At 70.5% G+C, this 18,972-nt stretch carries 16 protein-coding genes and 1 pseudogene; 7 read left to right on the plus strand and 10 right to left on the minus strand.

The annotated features are described in order from the left end of the window. The first annotated feature begins 40 nt into the window (after nt 1-40). The 5 genes from cobG (at nt 41) to C5F75_RS10105 (ending at nt 6,216) form a co-directional block, all read left to right on the plus strand. Nucleotides 41-1,441 (plus strand): precorrin-3B synthase, encoded by a 1,401-nt coding sequence (gene cobG / locus C5F75_RS10085; RefSeq protein WP_226093774.1) that lies wholly within the window; start codon nt 41-43, stop codon nt 1,439-1,441. Beyond that, nucleotides 1,434-2,060, plus strand: coding sequence for a precorrin-8X methylmutase (locus C5F75_RS10090; RefSeq protein WP_059584056.1), 627 nt, complete (start codon nt 1,434-1,436; stop codon nt 2,058-2,060). The genes cobG and C5F75_RS10090 overlap by 8 nt, the downstream gene beginning before the upstream one ends. Beyond that, nucleotides 2,057-2,791 (plus strand): precorrin-2 C(20)-methyltransferase, encoded by a 735-nt coding sequence (locus tag C5F75_RS10095; RefSeq protein ID WP_077218400.1) that lies wholly within the window; start codon nt 2,057-2,059, stop codon nt 2,789-2,791. Before C5F75_RS10090 ends, C5F75_RS10095 begins: the two co-directional genes overlap by 4 nt. After that, nucleotides 2,788-4,509: a precorrin-3B C(17)-methyltransferase gene (gene cobJ, locus C5F75_RS10100; RefSeq protein ID WP_104012138.1), complete on the plus strand. Its 1,722-nt coding sequence runs from the start codon at nt 2,788-2,790 to the stop codon at nt 4,507-4,509. Before C5F75_RS10095 ends, cobJ begins: the two co-directional genes overlap by 4 nt. 351 nt (nt 4,510-4,860) lie before the next feature. Beyond that, a complete protein-coding gene (locus C5F75_RS10105) occupies nt 4,861-6,216 on the plus strand; it encodes a chitinase (protein ID WP_060966103.1) in 1,356 nt (451 codons plus the stop codon). 86 nt (nt 6,217-6,302) lie between these two features. Here the strand turns inward: C5F75_RS10105 and C5F75_RS10110 are convergent, their stop codons facing one another. The 4 genes from C5F75_RS10110 to C5F75_RS10125 form a co-directional block, all read right to left on the minus strand. Next, nucleotides 6,303-7,046, minus strand: coding sequence for an IclR family transcriptional regulator (locus C5F75_RS10110; RefSeq protein ID WP_104012139.1), 744 nt, complete (start codon nt 7,044-7,046; stop codon nt 6,303-6,305). Between the two features lie 60 nt (nt 7,047-7,106). Continuing rightward, on the minus strand, nt 7,107-8,273 hold the full coding sequence (locus C5F75_RS10115; RefSeq protein WP_104012140.1) for an acyl-CoA dehydrogenase family protein: 1,167 nt from the start codon (nt 8,271-8,273) through the stop codon (nt 7,107-7,109). Nucleotides 8,274-8,310: 37 nt separating this feature from the next. Next, nucleotides 8,311-9,612 (minus strand): CitMHS family transporter, encoded by a 1,302-nt coding sequence (locus C5F75_RS10120; RefSeq protein WP_104012141.1) that lies wholly within the window; start codon nt 9,610-9,612, stop codon nt 8,311-8,313. A 135-nt stretch (nt 9,613-9,747) separates the two neighbouring features. Then, entirely contained in the window at nt 9,748-10,911 is a 1,164-nt protein-coding gene (locus C5F75_RS10125) for a CaiB/BaiF CoA transferase family protein (RefSeq protein WP_104012142.1), read from the minus strand. Nucleotides 10,912-11,188: 277 nt separating this feature from the next. Between C5F75_RS10125 and C5F75_RS10130 the strand changes: the two genes are divergently transcribed. Beyond that, nucleotides 11,189-11,449 (plus strand): hypothetical protein, encoded by a 261-nt coding sequence (locus tag C5F75_RS10130; RefSeq protein ID WP_104012143.1) that lies wholly within the window; start codon nt 11,189-11,191, stop codon nt 11,447-11,449. A gap of 99 nt (nt 11,450-11,548) precedes the next feature. Continuing rightward, a pseudogene (locus C5F75_RS37150) lies at nt 11,549-11,837 on the plus strand (NUDIX domain-containing protein); the annotation flags it as partial. Between the two features lie 42 nt (nt 11,838-11,879). On the opposite strand, the gene C5F75_RS10140 reads toward C5F75_RS37150, so the two are convergent. From C5F75_RS10140 to cobN, 6 genes are all read right to left on the minus strand, one after another. Beyond that, complete coding sequence (locus C5F75_RS10140; protein ID WP_059584077.1) at nt 11,880-12,206, minus strand: low molecular weight protein tyrosine phosphatase family protein; 327 nt, start codon at nt 12,204-12,206, stop codon at nt 11,880-11,882. A 31-nt stretch (nt 12,207-12,237) separates the two neighbouring features. Then, the gene (locus C5F75_RS10145; RefSeq protein ID WP_104012144.1) at nt 12,238-12,810 is read right to left on the minus strand and encodes a DUF1993 domain-containing protein; all 573 of its coding nucleotides are present in this window, start codon (nt 12,808-12,810) and stop codon (nt 12,238-12,240) included. 85 nt (nt 12,811-12,895) lie between these two features. Next, complete coding sequence (locus tag C5F75_RS10150) at nt 12,896-13,348, minus strand: YaiI/YqxD family protein (protein ID WP_021160082.1); 453 nt, start codon at nt 13,346-13,348, stop codon at nt 12,896-12,898. A gap of 55 nt (nt 13,349-13,403) precedes the next feature. Then, nucleotides 13,404-14,012, minus strand: coding sequence for a vWA domain-containing protein (locus tag C5F75_RS10155; protein WP_104012145.1), 609 nt, complete (start codon nt 14,010-14,012; stop codon nt 13,404-13,406). A gap of 68 nt (nt 14,013-14,080) precedes the next feature. Further along, nucleotides 14,081-15,163 carry an ATP-binding protein gene (locus C5F75_RS10160; RefSeq protein WP_104012146.1) on the minus strand — a complete coding sequence of 361 codons (1,083 nt, stop codon included), beginning with the start codon at nt 15,161-15,163 and terminating at the stop codon, nt 14,081-14,083. Next, nucleotides 15,160-18,969, minus strand: a complete 3,810-nt coding sequence (gene cobN / locus C5F75_RS10165) for a cobaltochelatase subunit CobN (RefSeq protein ID WP_104012147.1) — start codon at nt 18,967-18,969, stop codon at nt 15,160-15,162. Before cobN ends, C5F75_RS10160 begins: the two co-directional genes overlap by 4 nt. Between the last annotated feature and the right edge of the window lie 3 nt (nt 18,970-18,972).

Below are 18,972 nucleotides of genomic sequence, written 5' to 3' on the forward strand. Positions count from 1 at the left end.
CGATGCGTTGGCCGCGGCGCCACACTGTCCCGGTATCCCGTTGAATTCCGCTCCCGATTCGATTCCTGCGTCGCCCGCCGTGCGCCCGTCGGCTTGCCCGGGGCTCGTGCGCGTGGTCGCGGCCGTCGACGGCGGGCTGTGCCGGATCAAGCTGCCGGGCGGGCGGCTCGACGCGCGCCAGGCGCGCGCGATCGCCGCCGCCGCGCGCCTGTACGGCTCCGGTGCGATCGACGCGACCAATCGCGCGAATCTCCAGCTGCGCGGCATTCGCGACGGCGCGGCCGATGCGCTGGCGCACGCGCTGCTCGACGCGGGGCTCGGCCCCCGCGCAAGCGCCGACAACGCCACCGTCGATGCAGCCGCGCTCGCGGCGAGCGACGACGTCCGCAACGTGATGGTGAGCCCGCTCGCCGGGCACGACCCGGCCGCGCTCGTCGATAGCCGCGCGCTCGCCGAGTCGCTGCTCGACATGCTGGCGAGCGAGCCGCGCCGCGGCGAACTGTCGCCGAAATTCTCGATCCAGCTCGACGGCGGCGAAACGGTCGCGGCGCTCGATCATCCGCACGACATCTGGCTGGCGGCGTGGCGTCGCGGCGACGGTGCGATGCGTGTCGCGGCGGGGCTGGCCGGCTGTCCGCCGGTTGCGCGCGGCGACCGGCCGGCTTCGGTCGACGTATCGCCCGATCAGGCCGTCGCGCTGGTTCGCGCGCTGCTGCGCGCGTTCCTCGATCTCGCGCCGGCCGAGGTCACGCGGATGCGCGCGTTGCTGGAGACGTGCGACGAACGCACGCTGCTCGAACGCGCGCAGCACGACCTGCCCTTCCCGCTCGCGGCCGATCCGGCGCTTGCCGACTGGCGGCGCACGCGCACCGACCCCGCGTTGCGCTTCGGCGCCCGCCCGTCGCGCGACGCGGCGCGCTGCAGCATCGGCGCGCAATTCGCGCTCGGCCGGCTCGACGCGGCGCAACTGGAACGGCTCGCGGCGCTGGCCGAAGCCGACGGCGACGGCACGCTGTCGATGACGCCGTGGCAAGGCGTGTTCATGCACGGCGTCCCGAACGCGCGTGCGGCCGCGATGCGCGAAGCACTCGCGTCGCTCGGCCTCGTGTGCGCGTCGTCCGAACCGCTGGCGGCGCTCGTCGCGTGCACCGGCAGCGCCGGCTGCGCGAAAGCGCACGCCGACACGAAACTCGACGCGCGCGCGCTCGCCACGCGTCTCGGCCATCCGCTCGACGTGCATCTGACCGGTTGCGAACGCCACTGCGCGCTGCCGCACCCCGCCGCGCATACGCTCGTCGCGGTGGCGCCCGCGCACTACGACCTTTACCGGCGCGACGCGACCGCGGGCCTCGGCGCCCCGCTCGCGCGCCATCTGACGATTGACCAGGCCGCGGTCCGACTCATGGACGCGCGGCACACCCAGGACACCACCGATGCTTGACTACATTCGCGACGGGCAGGAAATCTACCGCCAGTCGTTCGCGACGATCCGCGCCGAGGCCGACCTGTCGCAGATCCCGCCCGATCTCGAGAAACTCGCGGTGCGCGTGATCCATGCGTGCGGGATGGTCGACATCGTGTACGACCTGCGTTTTTCCGCCGGCGCCGGCACGGCCGGCCGTACCGCACTCGCGGCCGGCGCGCCGATCCTGTGCGACGCGAGGATGGTCGCCGAAGGCATCACGCGCGCACGGCTGCCCGCGGCCAATCGCGTGATCTGCACGCTCGGCGAGCCGGAGGTGCCCGATCTCGCGCGGCAACTGGGCAACACGCGTTCGGCCGCGGCGCTCGAACTGTGGCGCCCGCATCTCGCGGGCAGCGTCGTCGTGATCGGCAATGCGCCGACCGCGCTGTTTCATCTGCTCGACATGATCGACGCCGGCGCGCCACGCCCCGCGCTGATCCTCGGCTTCCCGGTCGGTTTCATCGGCGCGGCCGAATCGAAGGCGATGCTCGACGCCGACAGCCGCGGCGTGCCGTACGTCGCGCTGCTCGGCCGGCGCGGCGGCAGCGCGATGGCCGCCGCCGCGGTCAATGCGCTTGCAACGGAGGTCGAATGACGACGGCGCGCGGACGGCTGTTCGGGGTCGGCGTCGGCCCGGGCGACCCCGAACTGATGACGATCAAGGCGCTGCGCGTGCTGCAGGCGGCGCCGGTGGTCGCGTATTTCGTCGCTAAAGGCAAGAAAGGCAACGCGTACGGCATCGTCGAGGCGCACCTGCTCGACGGGCAGACGCAACTGCCGCTCGTCTACCCGGTGACGACCGAGGCGCTGCCGCCGCCGCTGTGCTACGAGACGGTGATCGCCGATTTCTACGACACCGCGGCCGAGATCGTCGCCGCGCACCTCGATGCGGGCCGCGACGTCGCGGTGATCTGCGAAGGCGACCCGTTCTTCTACGGCTCGTACATGTATCTGCACGACCGCCTCGCGCCGCGCTACGACACCGAGGTGATCCCCGGCGTGTGCGCGATGCTCGGCGGCACGGCCGTGCTCGGCCAGCCGCTCGTCTATCGCAACCAGAGCCTGTCGGTGCTGTCGGGCGTGCTGCCCGAGCACGAACTGCGCGAGCGGCTCGCGCGGGCCGACGCGGCCGTCGTGATGAAGCTCGGCCGCAATTTCGACAAGGTGCGGCGCGTGCTCGACGAACTCGGGCTCGCGAAGCGCGCGCTGTACGTCGAGCGCGCGACGATGGCGAACCAGCGCATCGTGCCGCTCGACGAGGTCGATCCGATGGCGTCGCCGTATTTCTCGCTGCTCGTCGTGCCGGGGGAAAAATGGCAAGGATGACGACGCCGCCCGCGATCGTGATTCTCGGCGCGGGCGCGCTCGATACCGCACGGCGTATCCAGGCGCGTTACCCGGGCGCCCGCGTGCACGGGCTTGCCTCGCGCGTCGACGCCGACGTGTCGTTCGACGAACTCGGCGCGCACCTGCGCGAACTCTATGCACGCGGCTTGCCGATCGTCGCGTTGTGCGCGGCCGGCATCGTGATCCGCTGCCTCGCGCCCGCGCTCGCCGACAAGGGCGTCGAGCCGCCGGTGCTCGCGGTCGCGGAGGACGGCTCGGCCGTCGTGCCGCTGCTCGGCGGGCTGATGGGCGTCAACGTGATCGCGCGTGAAATCGCCGCATGCGTCGGCGTCGCGCCGGCGATCACGACGAGCGGCGAACTGCGCTTCGGCGCATGCGTGCTCAATCCGCCGGAAGGCTATGCGCTCGCCGACCTCGCGCAAGGCAAGCGCTTCGTGTCCGACCTGCTCGCGGGCGCGTCGACGCGCATCGACGGCGCCGCGCCGTGGCTCGACGGGGTCGCGTTGCCGCGCGATGCCGCGGCCGCGCATGCGATTCGCGTGACGCCCGATGCGTGGCGCGGCGCGCGCGACGAACTCGTGATTCATCCGCGCAGCGTGGTGGTCGGCGTGGCGGCGGATGCCGTGCATGCAGCGCAAGCGCTCGCCGTGCGTATCGAAGCCGCGCTCGACGCGCAAGGCCTCGCGCGGCTGGCGCTCGCGGCCATCGTCGCGCCGGCGTCGGCGATCGGCGACGCCGCACTGGAAGAAGCGGCGAGCACGCTCGACGTGCCGCTGCGTTTCGTCGATAGCGGTGGCGATCGTGACCGCGACGCGCCCGCGGACGCCGCCACGCTGCTCGGCCGCGCATTGCGCGTCACGCATACGTTGCATGACGCATCGAACGGTCTCGCGTGCGCGGTCGCATCGCAGCCGGTCGATCCGGCCACGCTCGGCCGCGCACGCGGCCGCCTGACGGTGCTCGGCCTCGGCCCGGGCGGCGCAGCATGGCTCACGCCGGCCGCGCGCGCGGCGCTCGCGGACGCGACCGACATCCTCGGCTACACGACCTACGTGAACATGGCCGGCCCGTTTCGGGCGGACCAGCGCGTGCACGGCACCGACAATCGCGAGGAAATGCAGCGCGCGCGCCATGCGTTCGAACTCGCGGCCGAGGGCCGCCGCGTCGCGGTCGTGTCGTCGGGCGACCCCGGCGTGTTCGCGATGGCCGCGGCCGTGCTCGAAGCGCTCGACGAAGCACGCGACCCGCAATGGGCCGCGGTCGACTTGCGCGTGGAGCCCGGCATCTCCGCGTCGCTCGCGACGGCCGCGCAGGCCGGCGCGCCGCTCGGCCACGATTTCTGCGCGATCTCGCTGTCGGACAACCTGAAGCCGTGGGACGTGATCGAGACGCGCCTGCGGCACGCGGCGCAAGCCGATCTCGTGATGGCGTTCTACAACCCGATCTCGCGCGCGCGGCCGTGGCAGCTCGACCGTGCGCTCGATATCGTGCGCGCGCATCGCGCGGCCGATACGGTGGTCGTGCTCGGCCGCGACATCGGCCGGCCGGGCGCGACGCTCTCGACGACGACGCTCGGCGCGCTGCGCGGCGAGCAGGTCGACATGCGCACGATGGTGATCGTCGGCTCGTCGACGACACGGCGTTTCGCGATCGGCAACACGCGCGAATGGGTCTATACGCCGCGCTGGTATCGGTGAACGCGGCTGCGCGCGGCGTGGCGCGTACCGCATCCGGGGCGACGCTCGCGTGAATGCGCATGCACGCGCGCCGGCGATCGGCATGCCGGCGCGTCGCCGGTTCGCTGGAACCGGTCCATGCGCACTGCGTCGCGCGACCGGTCGGAAAAAGTGCCCGCCCCGCGTTTCGAAACGCGAACGAATCGGCAAGTTCGTTACGTATCGGAAATCGAATAGCAAAAAGAAGAACACCTAAATTCCCTATTCGACGCGAATCCTCCAAGATAGGCACGCCGCCGGTGGGACACCTGCGTTGCCCGCCGGCGGCGATACGCAGGCCAGCGTATCCCTCTTCCACTTGGAGAACACAGAATGAACAACAATGTGTTGCCGCGTTTCGTTCCGCGTGCGTTCGCCGCGGGTTGTCTGCTCGCGATGGCGAGCGTGTCGCACGGTGCCGGCGTCTATGCACCGTATGTCGACGTGACGCTTTATCCGACACCGCTGGTCGACCAGATCGGCGTACGCCAGGGCATCCAGCAGTTCACGCTCGCGTTCGTGGTCGCGGGCAACGGCTGCGTGCCGTCGTGGGGCGGCGTGCAGCCGATCGGCAACGGCGCGAGCGGCGGCCTGCTGACCGCGCTGTCCACGTCGATCGCGAGCTACCGCGCGAAAGGCGGCGAAGTCGCCGTGTCGTTCGGCGGCGCGAACGGCACGCCGCTGATGCAGGCGTGCTCGACGGTTCCCGCGCTGAAGACTGCATACCAGACGGTGATCGATACGTACGGCCTCACGCATGTCGATTTCGACATCGAGGGTGCGTCGCAGCAGGATACGGCGGCGGTGGCGCGCAACTTCCAGGCGGTCGCGCAACTGCAGGCCGACTACGCGGCGAAGGGCAAGCCGCTGCACGTGACGCTGACGCTGCCGACGATGCCGACCGGGCTCACGCAGGACGGCGTGAACGTCGTCAACGCGGCCATCGCGAACAAGACCACGTTCGATGCGGTCAACGTGATGGCAATGGATTACGGCCCCGCGAACATCGACATGGGCGCCGCGGCGATCAGCGCCGCGCAGGCGCTGTATTCGCAGCTCGATACGGCGTTCAAGTCCGCCGGCCAGCCGAAGACCAACGCGCAGCTGTGGCAGATGGTCGGCGTCACGCCGATGATCGGCGTGAACGACGTGCAGGGCGAAACCTTCACGCTCGCGAATGCGCAGACCGTGCTGAACGCGGCGGTCGCGAACGGCTATGGCTTCTTCGGCAACTGGTCGGTCGGCCGCGATCAGGCGTGCCCGTCCGGCGGCACGTATGCGTCGCCGACCTGCTCGGGCGTCGCGCAGCAGCCGTACGCGTTCGCGGCGATCTTCAGGAAGCTCGACGGCAAGTGGGGCGCGGGCGTCACGCAGGACCCGAACTACGGCGGCGGCTCGGACGGCGGCACGCCTCAGCCGGGCGCACCGTGGGCGGCCGGCCAGGTCTATACGGCCGGCGCGACGGTCACCTACCAGGGCACGACGTATCAGGCGCAGTGGTGGACGCAGGGCGACGTGCCCGGCCAGGCCGCCGTGTGGAAACCGATCGGCGGCGGCACGCCTGCGTGGTCGGCGACGACCGCGTACCAGGGCGGCACGTGCGTGACGTATCAGGGCGCGAAGTATTGCGCGAAATGGTGGACGCAGGGCGACAACCCGAGCGCGGGCGGCGTGTGGGTGAAGTCGTGACGGTGCGGCGCGCTCGCGCGTGACGCGCGGCGGGCCGTTTTCGGCGTGGCAGGGCCGCACGCCGGCGACGGCCCGCAGCCGGCGCCCTACCCGCGCGCGTGCTCGGCCAGCAGCCGCGCCTTCGCGTCGACGAGCAGCGCCGCATGCGTGTCGCGATGCTGGCGGATCCGCTCGGTGGGCCCAACGATCGACAGCCCGTACCAGTCGCCGTCGAGCGTCAGCGCGACCGCGATCGCCGACAGTTCGGGCGCGCTTTCGCCGAAGTTCTCCGCCCACCCGAGTTCGCGAAACCGCGCGGTCTGCGCGACGAGCGTCGGCAGGTTGGCCACCGTCGCGTCGGTGAAGCGTTCGAACGGCAGTTGCGCGCCGAGTGCCTGCTGCGCATCGGCGGCGAGTTCCGCGAAGATCGCCTTGCCGATCGAATTCGCATGCAGCGGCCGCAGTTCGCCCGGCTGGCGCGTATAGCGGATCGCCTGCTCCGATTCGACGACGTCGAGGTACGTGACCGACGCGCCCTGGATCTTGCCGAGCACGGCCGTTTCGCGGCTCGCGTCGCGCAGCGCGACGAGGTGCGGATGCACGATGTCGACGACCGGATCGGTCGCGTCGATCGCGGCGGCGACCGTCTGCAGGCGCCGCGTCGGATAGTAGCCGCCGCGCTTGCGCACTTCGTACAGATAGCCGCGGCTCACGAGCGTGCGCGCCATCGCGAGGCAGCTCGACGCCGGCACGTTGAGCAGGCGCGCGAGTTCGGTGAGCGGCAGCGGCCGCCGTTCGGCGGCGAACAGCTCGAACAGGTCGAGCGTGCGGGCAACGAGTTTGACGTCCATGACGAGCGCTTGATTCGGAACGGGAACCCGCGCGCCGGGCGGGCCGCCGGGTCGGTACGGTCAGTACGACTTCGGCAGCCCGAGCACTTTCTCCGCGATGTAGCACAGGATCAGTTGCGGACTCACGGGCGCGAGCCTCGGAATCATACACTCGCGCAGGTAGCGCTCGACATGGTATTCCTTCGCGTACCCCATCCCGCCGTGCGTCGCGATCGCCGTCTGGCACGCCTGGAACGCCGCTTCCGCGCCGAGGTATTTCGCCGCGTTCGCCTCCGCGCCGCACGACTGGCCTGCGTCGTAGCGTGTCGCGGCCTTCATCACCATCAGCCACGCGGCCTCGAGCTGCATCCATGCCTGCGCGAGCGGATGCTGGATCGACTGGTTCTGCCCGATCGGCCGGCCGAACACCACGCGCTCGCACGCATACTGCGTCGCGCGGCGCAGCGCGGCCTGCCCGAGCCCGATCGCCTCGGCGGCGATCAGGATCCGTTCGGGGTTCAGCCCGTGCAGCAGGTAGCGGAAGCCGTCACCTTCGTTGCCGATCAGGTCGTCGCGCGGCACGCGCAGATTGTCGATGAACAGCATGTTCGAATCGACCGCCTTGCGGCCCATCTTCTCGATTTCGCGCACCTCGACGCGCGAGCGGTCGAGGTCGGTATAGAACAGGCTCAGCCCGTCGGTCGGTTTCGCGACCTGGTCGAGCGGCGTCGTGCGCGCGATGATCAGCATCTTGTTCGCGACCTGCGCGGTCGAGATCCAGATCTTGCGCCCGCTCAGCACGTAGTGATCGCCGTCGCGGCGCGCCTGCGTGCTCAGGTGCGTGGTGTCGAGCCCGGCGTCGGGTTCGGTCACCGCGAAGCATGCCTTGTCGCGCCCGGCGATCAGCGGCGGCAGGAAGCGCGCCTTCTGCGCATCGTTGCCGAACACCTGCACCGGATTCAGCCCGAAGATGTTCATGTGGACGGCCGACGCGCCGGACAGCCCGGCGCCCGACGCGCTGATCGTGCGCATCATCAGCGCCGCCTCGGTCATCCCGAGGCCGGCGCCGCCGTAGGCCGGATCCATCGCGATGCCGAGCCAGCCGGCCTCGGCGAGCGCCGCGTGGAAATCGGCCGGAAACCCGCCCGCGCGATCGCGTTCGAGCCAGTAGTCGTCGCCGAAGCGCGCGCAGATTTTCTCGATCGCGCTTTCGATCGCGCGCTGGTCGTCGGTCAGGTCGAACTGCATGGACTGCTCTCCCGGCAAGCGTGAACGGCCGCGCCGCTCACAATGGAAACACGCCCGTCGCGACCGCGGCGAAGACCATCAGCACGGTGGCGGCGAACAGGAACGGAATCGTGAATTTCTGGTGCTCGGCGAGCTCGACGCCGGTCAGACCGACGATCAGGAACGTCGCGGGCGTGAGCGGGCTCACCGGAAAACCCGTCGTCATCTGGCCGAGCAGCGCGGCCTGCGCCATCTGGATCGGTGGCACGCCGAGCAGCTTGCCGCTCTCCGCGAGCACCGGCAGCACGCCGAAGTAGAACGAATCGGGATCGAACAGCAGGCTGAGCGGCATCGACAGCAGCCCGAGCACGAACGGCATGTGGCGCGCGTGCTCGACCGGCACGTGCGCGACGACGACCTCGGCCATCGCCTTCAGCATCCCGGTGCCGGACATGATGCCGGTGAACGCGCCGGCCGCGAGCAGCACGCTCGCCATCATCAGCGCGGCCTTCGCATGCGCGTCGATCCGCTCGCGCTGCGCGTGCACGTCCGGATAGTTGATCACGAGCGCGGCGACCGTGCCGAGCATGAACATCACCATCGGGTCGACGATGCCCGACACCAGCGTGACGAGCACGACCAGCGTCAGCGCGACGTTGATTCCGAAGCGGCCCGGCCGGCGCAACGCGCGCTCGGCGTCGGTCAGCTCGCGCGGTGCGATCGCGAGCGCGGCCGCGCCGGCGCGGTCGAGCCCGAGCCGCTTCGCCTCGCGCACGCCGAGCACGTACGCGGTGCCGAATACGAACACGAGCCCGACCATCTGCACCGGAATCATCGGCATGAAGATCGCCGAGCCGGGAATGTGCAGCGCGGCCGACGCGCGCAGCATCGGCCCGACCCACGGCAGGAAATTGACGCCGGCCGCCATCGACGCGACGCACGCGAGGATGCGACGATCCATCCCGAGCCGCGTATAGAGCGGCATCATCGCGGGCAGCGTGACGAGAAACGTGACGGCGCCCGAGCCGTCGAGATGGATCAGCAGCGCGAGCAGCGCCGAGCCCATCACGATGCGCGGCGGATGGCAGCCGATCACGCGCAGCACGCCGGCGATGATCGGATCGAGCATCCCCGCATCGGTGAGGATACCGAAAAATAGAATCGCAAAAACGAACATCCCGGCGATCGGGCCGATGTTCTGTACGCCGTGCACGACGAACTTGCCGGTCTGCAATCCGAAGCCGGCCGCGAGCGACGCGGCCACCGGCACGACGATCAGCGCGACGAGCGGCGACAGCCGCTTCGTGATGATCAGGCCGAACAGCGCGACGATGGCGATCGCGCCGATCCATGCGAGCATGATGCGTCTCCTCTTCAGCCGGTGCGCGTGTCGGTGCGTGTCGATGCGCGGGCCGGCGTGATGTCCGAATTGTTGGTGTGCCGGCGCGCGCGGCCGTGCGCCGCAAGGCGGCACGGCCGACGGCGGCCAGGCCGGTCACGTCCGGCGGTTGTCGTCGTTGCCGTTGTCATCCGCAAACACCTGTGCCGCATGTTCGTTCAGCGCGGGCGGCGGCCGCCGGTACGTGGCCGGCGTGCGGCCGAGCTTGATCGGCGACGCGATGCCGCGATGCCGGCCCAGCTCGACCTTCATCTGCCGATGCGCGACATGCGGGTGGTCGAGCGCCGCGTCGAGCCCGAGCACGGGCGCGCACGGCACGCCGCGGTGCATCAGTCGCTCGGCGAGCGTCGCGCCGTCGTGCGCGGCCAGCGCCGTTTCGAGCAGCGTGCGCAGCGCGGCCCGGTTACGGCTGCGCGCGCGGTTGTCCGCGAAGCGCGGATCGTCGAGCCAGTCGCGCGTGCCGAGCACGTCGCACAGCGCGGCGAACTGCCCGTTGTTGCCGACCGCCAGGAAAATGTCGGCGCCCGCCGTCGGAAACCTGTCATACGGCGTGATGTTCGGATGCGCGTTGCCGGTGCGCACGGGCGCCTGGCCCGAATGGAAGAAGTTCGGCGTATGCGGATGGAGGATCGACAGCGCGCAGTCGAACAGCGTCGATTCGACGAATTGGCCGCGCCCGCTCGCATCGCGCTCGCGCAGCGCCATCAGCACGCCGAGCGCCGCGTTCAGCCCCGTGACGAGATCGACGATCGGCACGCCGACGCGCAACGGTGCGCCGCCGGCTTCGCCGTTGACGCTCATCAGCCCCGCGAGCGCCTGCACCGCCGCGTCATAGCCCGGCAGCCCGCCGAGCGGACCATCCGCGCCGAAACCCGACACGCGACAATAAACGAGGCGCGGAAACCGCGCGTGCAGCGCATCGAAACCGAGCCCCCAGCGCTCCATCGTGCCGATCTTGAAGTTCTCGACCAGCGCGTCCGCGTGTTCGAGCAGCCCGAGCAGCCGCTCGCGATCGGCCGGCTGCGTCAGGTCGAGCGCGATGCCGAGCTTGTTGCGGTTCACGCCGAGGAAGTACGACGCTGTGTCGCCGTCGAACGGCGGGCCCCACGTACGCGTCTCGTCGCCGGAAGGCGGTTCGACCTTGATCACCTCCGCGCCGTGGTCGGCGAGGATCTGGGTCGCGTACGGGCCGCCCAACACCCGCGACAGATCGATGATGCGCAATCCCGCCAGCGCGCCCTGCTGCTCGTGTTCCGCCATGCGTCTCGCTCCTGGTTCCGGTCGATCGGACTGCCGGTTCCGGTGGGCCGGCGCTTGCGCTCGGCCAGTCCGGATTCGATGAATAATTCTTGTGTGTGAATTTATATTCACACTCACGAATTATGTTGTCAAGCCCGGATGGACCCGCTTGCCGTCCGGATCACGCCGTCGCGTGCAAGTGGGGATGACACCGAACGCGCGCCGGTTGCGGTGGCGCCCTGCGCTTCGCTAAGCTGGCGGGCAACCTTCATCCCTATCCATACAAGGCAGAACATTCATGAAACGGTTGTGGCTGGCGGCCCTCGTGCTGGTGTCGTCGCTGGGCGTCGCGCACGCGCAGAACCAGACTTTCCACTTCGGCGAAGGACAAACCGGGATGCCGGGCGCGGCGCCGCATGCTGCGCGGCCGGCCGCCCGGCCCGCGCCCGCGCGCCGGCACGTCACCGCGCCGTCGCGTCATCACCGGCGTGCCGTTGACAAGCGCCGCCATTCGCGCCGGGCGAAACCCGCGCGCAGCGGGATTTACACGCACGCGTGAACTGTCGTCCGTGGGCGCGACCGCGGCGCATGGAACGGTCACGAACGGCCGGTCACGTCGGCGCTGCGGGCTGCATGCCGTCGCCGCCGGGCGGCGCACGACACGCCGCTCGAAGCCGCGCAGCGGGAGCTTGCGGAGGAAACGCGGCCGGAGGGGCTCGCACTCGACTACGTGGTGCGGTTCGGCGGCCTGACGAAGCTGCGTCACGTGTTGGTGGCCTGGCCGACGTGCCGGCGAACCTGACGCCGTGCGCGAGCAACGAGATCGCGCGCTGCATGTGATTCACCGTCGACCGGCTCGACACGCTCGGGCGAGCGTACCGACGCGCGAGATCATCGAACTGCCGCGGCTCGACTGTTTTTCAGAGTGCACGAGCGAGCCGCTTCGCCGAGCTCGACGCCGGCTCGGGCTCGGGTACCGACCGCGGCGATTACGCGCGCAGGAACGGGCCGGCCTTGCGTTCGAGTAGCGCGACGAGTTCGGGCTGCATGAACGCGTAGCGGTCGGGGATGTCGAGGCAGACGATCTTCCGGTGCTTCAGATGCGCGCCGAATTGCGCGGACAGTCGCGCCTTGTGTGCGCGCTCCATCACGAACACGATGTCCGCCCAGTCGAGCTGCTCGGCGGTGAGCCTCGCGTCCGCATCGGGCGCGAGGCCCGCGGAATCGGTTTCGATGCCCGGCCACGCGGCGAATACCGCTTCGGCCGTCGGGCTGCGCAGCCGGTTGCGGCTACAGATGAACAGTGCGCGCGTCATGTCGCTTCGCGGCCGCCCCGGGATGGCCCGCTCAGCCTTGCGGAATCGTGCCCGGCCGCACGTACGCGAGCATGTGCGGCACGTAATCGGCCTTGCCGAGCTCGACGCCGTGATGGCGCAGGATCGCGTACGCGGCGATCGCGTGAAAGTAGAACTGCGGCAGCGCCCAGTCGCGCGCGTACTGTTCGCCCGTCATGTCGAACGCGGTCCCGTTCGGCAGCTCGAGCGAGATCGGCAGCGCCGCGCCGCCGTCGAGCGCATCGGGCGCGAGTTCCCCGAGAAAGGCGAGCGTGCCGGCGATGATCGCCTGCGCGTCGGCCGGCGAGCCCGGTTGCGCATCGGCGTTCCAGCCGGCCTCGCGCAGCGCCAGCAAGGCAGCCGGCAGCGGCTCGCCACGCAGCCGGTGGACCGGCTCCATCGCCTGGAAACACGAGAAACGCACCTGGGCGGCGAGCGGATACATGTCGGGCGCCAGCCTCAGCGTCATCGCCGCGTCGGTTTCCTCGCCCGCGGCTTGCCGGTGCGCGACGGCCTTGTCGAGCCACGCGGACTGCGCGCGCAGCATCTGGGTGTACGTCGGAACGAGAAGTTGGGTCGGTGACACGCGTGCGCTCCTGTGCTGGGGGTTCGCGCCACACGATAGCAGCGTCGGCGCAAACCTGCATCCCGGCGGGGGCGCCGACGTGTCGTTACGGCTTGCCGTGCCGCGCCAGAAAACGGTCGAGCTGCGATGCAAATGCCTTGCCGTCGCGTGCGCTGAATGGCGCCGGCCCGCCCGTGTCGATGCCCGCGCTGCGCAACTGGTCCATCATCGCGCGCGTCGACAGGCGCTCCTCGATGTTTTCGCGGCTGAACCAGTTGCCGCGCGGGTCGAGCGCATGCGCGCCCTTGTCGAGCACCGCGGCGGCCAGCGGGATGTCGGCCGTGATCACGAGGTCGCCGGCTTCCGCCAACTCGACGATGCGCGCATCGGCCACGTCGAAGCCGGCCGGCACCTGCACGGCCTTGATGAACGGCGACGGCGGCGTGCGCAGAAACTGGTTCGCGACCAGCGTCACGCAGATTTCGGCACGACGCGCGGCGCGAAACAGCATGTCCTTGATGACGGCGGGACACGCGTCGGCATCGACCAATACTTGCATGGCGGGAGTTTCCAGGGAGCAGAAGCGGTGATCATAGCGCACCGCCGGGCGGCCATCAGCCCGCGAGATCCGTGCGAAGCGCGTCGGCCGTCACCCACTGCGCGCCCCACGCCGCGGCAAGCCGTGGGCCCTGCCCGATCCGCGCGGCCGCATCGTCGAAGTCGACGAACACGACGTGATCGGCTGCCGCGGGTCTCGCCGGCATCTCGCGCGTGCGCCCGTCGGACAGCACCCACAGCCAGCGCTGCCTGGCCGGCTCGCGGCGCGCCGCGCGGGCGAGCAACTGCGCGGCGGCCGCGATGCCGTCCGCCAGCGGCGTGCCGCCGCCGCCGTTGACCGGCTCGAGCCAGCGCGCATTCCACCAGCGCGGCACGGCCGGGCCGAAGCGCCGCGCGGCGCCGTTGCCGCCGAAGCAGACCAGCGCGGTTTCGGCACGCTCACGCGCGGCCTGATCGAAATACGCGACGATCAGCCCCTTCGCGAGCGCGAGCCGCTCGTGCGACAGCATCGACGCCGAACAATCCAGCACGAAGCAATGCAGCGCGTGCGGCGTGCCCGCGCGTTTCGCGAAGCGCAGATGGTCGCGATGCAGCGGGCTCCCGCGTTTCGCGGCGAGCGTCGCCGGCCACGCGACGGCCGTGCCGGCACGCAACGTACCCGGCACGCGCGCCGCTGCGCCTGATTGCCATCGAGGACCGCGAATCGCGTTCGCGGCGGCGCCGGCTCGATGGCTCAGCGTTTTTTTAGCGGCAGCGGCACCACGCCTTTCACGTCGCGCAGCCCGGCCGGTTCGGGCGGCAGGTAGCCCCAGTCGCCCTGCGATGCCGACGCGCCGGCCTGTGTTTCGCCCGATCGGTCGCCGGGCCGCTGGCGCGTATCCGGCGGCGAACGATCGTCGCGTTCGCCGCCGTGTTGCGACGACTGGCGCGACGACTGATGCGGCGGCTCCGCATGGCGCCGATGCCGCAGGACGGCTTCGGCCACGCACTCCACGTGCGACACCGTCACCGCGTCGGCCTGCTCCAGCGCGGCCAGCGCGCGCGCGGCGCGCAGCATCACGAGATCGGCGCGCAACCCGTCGACGGCCGCATCGATGCACAGCGCGCTGACGCGTGCATGAACCGCGTCGTCGAAATCCAGCGCCGGCAGCCGCGCGCGCGCCGCGTGAATCCGGTCCGCGAGTGCGCGCTGGGCAGCCGCATGACGCGCGCGAAACGCGTCCGGATCGAGATCGAATGCAAGACGCGCCTTCACGATCCGCTCGCGCTGCCCAGCGTCGAAGCAGTTCTCGAGTTCGACCATCAGCCCGAAGCGGTCGAGCAACTGCGGGCGTAGCTCGCCCTCCTCGGGATTCATCGTGCCGACCAGCACGAATCGCGCGTCGTGCGCGTGCGACACGCCATCGCGCTCGACGATGTTCACGCCGCTCGCGGCGACGTCGAGCAGCGTATCGACGAGCCCGTCGGCAAGCAGGTTCACTTCGTCGACGTACAGCACGCCGAGGTGCGCGCGAGCCAGCAGGCCCGGCCGGAAGCGCACGCCGTTTTCGGCGAGCGCATGCGCGAGATCGAGCGTGCCCGTCACCTGCTCGTCGCTCGCCGACAGCGGCAGCGTGACGAACTGCCCTTCCGGCAACAGCTCCGCGAGGCCGCGCGCGGCCGTCGATTTCGCGGTGCCGCGCGGGCCGCTGACGAGCACGCCGCCGAGCGACGGGTCGATCGCGGCGAGCAACAGCGCCTGCTGCAATGCGTCCTGCGCGACGAGCGCCGCGAACGGAAAAACCGCGCGGGCGCGGTGCATCGTCGGATCGGTCATCGCCGTCCTCCTTCCTGGCGTTGTTCGCTGGCGAGCCAGACCGCTTCGATCCGCTCGCGATAAGGGCCCGGCTGCTGCCACAGCCCGCGCTGCATCGCTTCGACGAAGCGTTCGCAGATGCCGTGCAGCGCCTTCGGGTTGTGCCGTTCGAGGAACGCGCGGGTGGCGTCGTCGAACAGGTACGCGTCGGCGACGAGTGCGTACTGGTGATCGGACAGCACGCGCGCGGTCGCGTCATAGCCGTACAGGTAGTCGACGGTCGCGGCCAGCTCGGCCGCGCCCTTGTAGCCGTGACGCTTTACGCCGTCGAGCCATTTCGGGTTGACGACGCGCGAGCGGATCACGCGCGCGATTTCCTCGCGCAGCGTGCGCATCTTCGGCGCGACCGGGTTCGCATGGTCGCCGTGATAGATGCTCGGCTGCTGCCCCGACAGATGGCGCACGGCCGCCGTCATCCCGCCCTGGAACTGGTAGTAGTCGTTCGAATCGAGGATGTCGTGCTCGCGGCTGTCCTGGTTCTGCACGACGACGTCGATCGTCGCGAGCCGCTCGCCGAACACGTCGGCCGCCGCGTCGCCCGCGCTGTTCTGCGCGTACGCGTGGCCGCCCCATTGACGGTAGGCATCGGCGAGATCGGCGTCGGTCTGCCAGCGGCGCTGGTCGATCAGGTCCTGCAGGCCCGCGCCGTAACTGCCCGGCCGCGCGCCGAACACGCGCCAGCCGGCGCGGCGCCGCGCGTCGTCGGGCGCCACGCCCTGCGCGACCCACTTCTCGCGTTCGCGCTCGATGCGCGCGCGGATCGGGTTCAACTCCTCCGGCTCGTCGAGCGCGGCAACCGCCTGCACGGCCGCGTCGAACAGATGCATCAGGTTCGGAAACGCGTCGCGGAAGAAGCCCGACACGCGCAGCGTCACGTCGATGCGCGGCCGATCGAAGATCTCGATCGGCAGGATCTCGAAGTCGGTCACGCGGTGGCTGCCGTGCGCCCATTTCGGCCGCACGCCGATCAGCGCGAACGCCTGCGCGATGTCGTCGCCGCCGGTGCGCATCGTGGCCGTCCCCCACACCGACAGCCCGATCGCGCGCGGATAGTCGCCGTGATCCTGCAGATGGCGTTCGATCAGTTGCTGCGCGGATTTCAGCCCGAGCGACCACGCGGCTTGCGTCGGCACCGCGCGCGTATCGACCGAGTAGAAGTTGCGGCCCGTGGGCAGCACGTCGGGGCGGCCGCGCGACGGCGAGCCGCTCGGCCCCGGCGGCACGAAGCGCCCGTCGAGCCCGCGCAGCAGTTGACGCATTTCCTCGCGGCCGCACGCGTCGAGTGCGGGCAACAGCGTCGACCGCACGCGCTCGATCACCGCGAGCGTATGCGGCCATTCGCCGGGCGGCGGCACGTCGATACCGGAATTCTCCGAAGCGGTTCCGCACACAGTGGCCAGCCAGTGCTGCGCGAGCCGTTCGAGCCGCTCGCGCGTATCGCCCGCATGCCGCCACGGCGACGCGTCGAGCGTTTGCAGGATGGCCGGCCGCGGCCCCGTCCACGGCGCGGCCCAGTCGGCCGCGAGCGGATCGAACGCGTCGCCGAGCGCAAGATCGCGCGCGAGCGCGCCGATCAGCCCGGCCCGTTCGCCCTTGCCGTCGCCGACCGGAAAACGTGCGAGCGCGAGCAGCGTGTCGCGCCGCTGGCGCTCGACCGGCGACGCGCCGAACACGTGCAGCCCGTCGCGAATCTGCGCTTCCTTCAATTCGCACAGCCACGCGTCGACCCGCGTGAGCAGCGCATCCTCGTCGCCCGCATCGCGCGGCGGCGACACGCTCAGCTCGTCGTGCAGACGATGCTCGGCGATCGTCGCGAGGATCGTCTTGCGCAGCAGCTTCGCGCGCCGCGCATCGACCATCAGCGCTTCGTAGTATTCGTCGACCTGCCGTTCGAGATCCTGCAGCGGCCCGTAGTTTTCCGCGCGCGTGAGCGGCGGCATCAGGTGATCGACGATCACGGCCTGCGCGCGGCGCTTCGCCTGGCTGCCCTCGCCCGGATCGTTGACGATGAACGGATACAGGTGCGGCAGCGGCCCGAGCGTCAGGTCGGGCCAGCACGCGTCGGACAGCGCGACGCTCTTGCCCGGCAGCCATTCGAGATTGCCGTGCTTGCCGAGATGGATGACGGCGTCGACGCGATACGCATCGCGCAGCCAGAAATAGAACGCGAGATACGCGTGCGGCGGCACGAGGTCGGCATCGTGGTAGCTCGCGTAGTCGTTCTCGTCGCGCGAGCGCGACGGCTGGATGCCGACGAACACGTTGCCCGCGCGCCAGCCGGCGATCGTGAAACGCTGTTGCCGCAGCGTCGGATCGGCTTCGGGCGGCCCCCACCGTTCGTTCAGCGCATCGCGCACGGCGGCCGGCAGCCGCGCGAACCGCGCGACGTAGTCGGCCAGCGCGTAACTCTGAAATGCGGGACGCAGCGTACGCACGGCGGGATCGTTGGTGACGCCCTCGGTGAGCCGCGCAATCAGCGCGTCGCCGTCGGGCGGCAGGTCGGCCACGGTATAGCCCGCGTCGCGCAGCGCCGCGAGCACGCGCAGCGCGGAGGCCGGCGTGTCGAGCCCGACGCCGTTGCCGATCCGCCCTTCGCTTTGCGGATAGTTCGCGAGAATCAGCGCGATGCGCTTGTCGGCGTTATCCAGCGTGCGCAGCCGGCACCAGCCGCGCGCGAGCGCCGCGACGAACGCGATCCGCTCGGCATCCGGCTGGTAGCGCACGACGTCGACCTCGGTATGCGGGCAACGATACGCGAGCCCCTTGAAGCTCACAGCGCGCGTGACGATGCGCCCGTCGACCTCGGGCAGCGCGATGTGCATCGCGATGTCGCGGGCGTGCAGGCCCTGGCTGTCGGCGAGCCACGCGTCGCGATTGCCGCCGGACAGGATCACCTGCAGCACCGGCGCGTCGCCCGCGAGCACGTCGTGTTCGGGGCTGTCGATCGCGCCGGCCGCGAACGCGGTGGTATTCAGCACGAGCGCGACGCCATGCGTGTCGCACAGCTGCGTGATGACCTCGCGGCTCACCGCGTCCTTCAGCGACGTGACGGCGATCGGCAGCGGATTGAGCCGTTCGTGCACGAGCGCATCGGCCAGCGCGTCGAACACGGCCGTGTTCGCGGCCTGCCAGTGCGCGCGATAGAACAGGATCGCGACCACGGGTGCGCCCGGCGTCCAGCGCGCGCGCCAGTCGTCGACGCTCGCCGGGTCGCGCGCCGGGTGATACAGCGCGGCGGCCGGCAGCGGGCGCGGCGGTTCGGGCTCGTCGCCGAACCCGAGCGTGTGAAACGCGATGCTGCGCAGCAGCGCGTCGGCGTTGTGCACGCCGCCCTCGCGCAGATAGCGCCACCACAGCCGGCACAGGTCGGGCCTGACCGTGCTCTTCGCGACGAGGTTCGGGTCCTCCTGCAGGTCGCCCGAGAACATCGCGAGTTGCTGCCCGCGCTTCGACGCGAGCGACACGGCCTGCTCGATCCCGTACGGCCAGTATGCTTCGCCGCCGAGATGATCGATCACGACCGTCTTCGCGTGACGCAGCACGTCGTCGACGTAGAAATCGACCGACGCCGGCTGCCGCAGGAACGTGACGTTCGCGAGCCGCACGCTCGGAAATCCTTCGGGCAAGTGCGGCACGACGCTCGCGAGCAGCGACAGCGTCGTGTCGGCCGAACTCAGGATCACGATGTCGGCCGGCTGCTGGTCGATCCGGACGACGCCCTGCGTATCGTCGACGAAGCCGCCCGGCGTGGTGCGCAGCAGATGCATCGT

This window comes from Burkholderia anthinoferrum (genome assembly GCF_002925705.1).
Classification (GTDB): domain Bacteria; phylum Pseudomonadota; class Gammaproteobacteria; order Burkholderiales; family Burkholderiaceae; genus Burkholderia; species Burkholderia semiarida.

What these genes read in the sequence shown, in the direction of transcription:
- C5F75_RS10090 (WP_059584056.1), top strand. Translation starts at nt 1,434, where the DNA reads ATGCTTGACTACATTCGCGACGGGCAGGAAATCTACCGCCAGTCGTTC.
- C5F75_RS10095 (WP_077218400.1), top strand. Translation starts at nt 2,057, where the DNA reads ATGACGACGGCGCGCGGACGGCTGTTCGGGGTCGGCGTCGGCCCGGGC.
- cobJ (WP_104012138.1), top strand. Translation starts at nt 2,788, where the DNA reads ATGACGACGCCGCCCGCGATCGTGATTCTCGGCGCGGGCGCGCTCGAT.
- C5F75_RS10105 (WP_060966103.1), top strand. Translation starts at nt 4,861, where the DNA reads ATGAACAACAATGTGTTGCCGCGTTTCGTTCCGCGTGCGTTCGCCGCG.
- C5F75_RS10110 (WP_104012139.1), bottom strand. Translation starts at nt 7,046, where the DNA reads ATGGACGTCAAACTCGTTGCCCGCACGCTCGACCTGTTCGAGCTGTTC.
- C5F75_RS10115 (WP_104012140.1), bottom strand. Translation starts at nt 8,273, where the DNA reads ATGCAGTTCGACCTGACCGACGACCAGCGCGCGATCGAAAGCGCGATC.
- C5F75_RS10120 (WP_104012141.1), bottom strand. Translation starts at nt 9,612, where the DNA reads ATGCTCGCATGGATCGGCGCGATCGCCATCGTCGCGCTGTTCGGCCTG.
- C5F75_RS10125 (WP_104012142.1), bottom strand. Translation starts at nt 10,911, where the DNA reads ATGGCGGAACACGAGCAGCAGGGCGCGCTGGCGGGATTGCGCATCATC.
- C5F75_RS10130 (WP_104012143.1), top strand. Translation starts at nt 11,189, where the DNA reads ATGAAACGGTTGTGGCTGGCGGCCCTCGTGCTGGTGTCGTCGCTGGGC.
- C5F75_RS10140 (WP_059584077.1), bottom strand. Translation starts at nt 12,206, where the DNA reads ATGACGCGCGCACTGTTCATCTGTAGCCGCAACCGGCTGCGCAGCCCG.
- C5F75_RS10150 (WP_021160082.1), bottom strand. Translation starts at nt 13,348, where the DNA reads ATGCAAGTATTGGTCGATGCCGACGCGTGTCCCGCCGTCATCAAGGAC.
- C5F75_RS10160 (WP_104012146.1), bottom strand. Translation starts at nt 15,163, where the DNA reads ATGACCGATCCGACGATGCACCGCGCCCGCGCGGTTTTTCCGTTCGCG.
- cobN (WP_104012147.1), bottom strand. Translation starts at nt 18,969, where the DNA reads ATGCATCTGCTGCGCACCACGCCGGGCGGCTTCGTCGACGATACGCAG.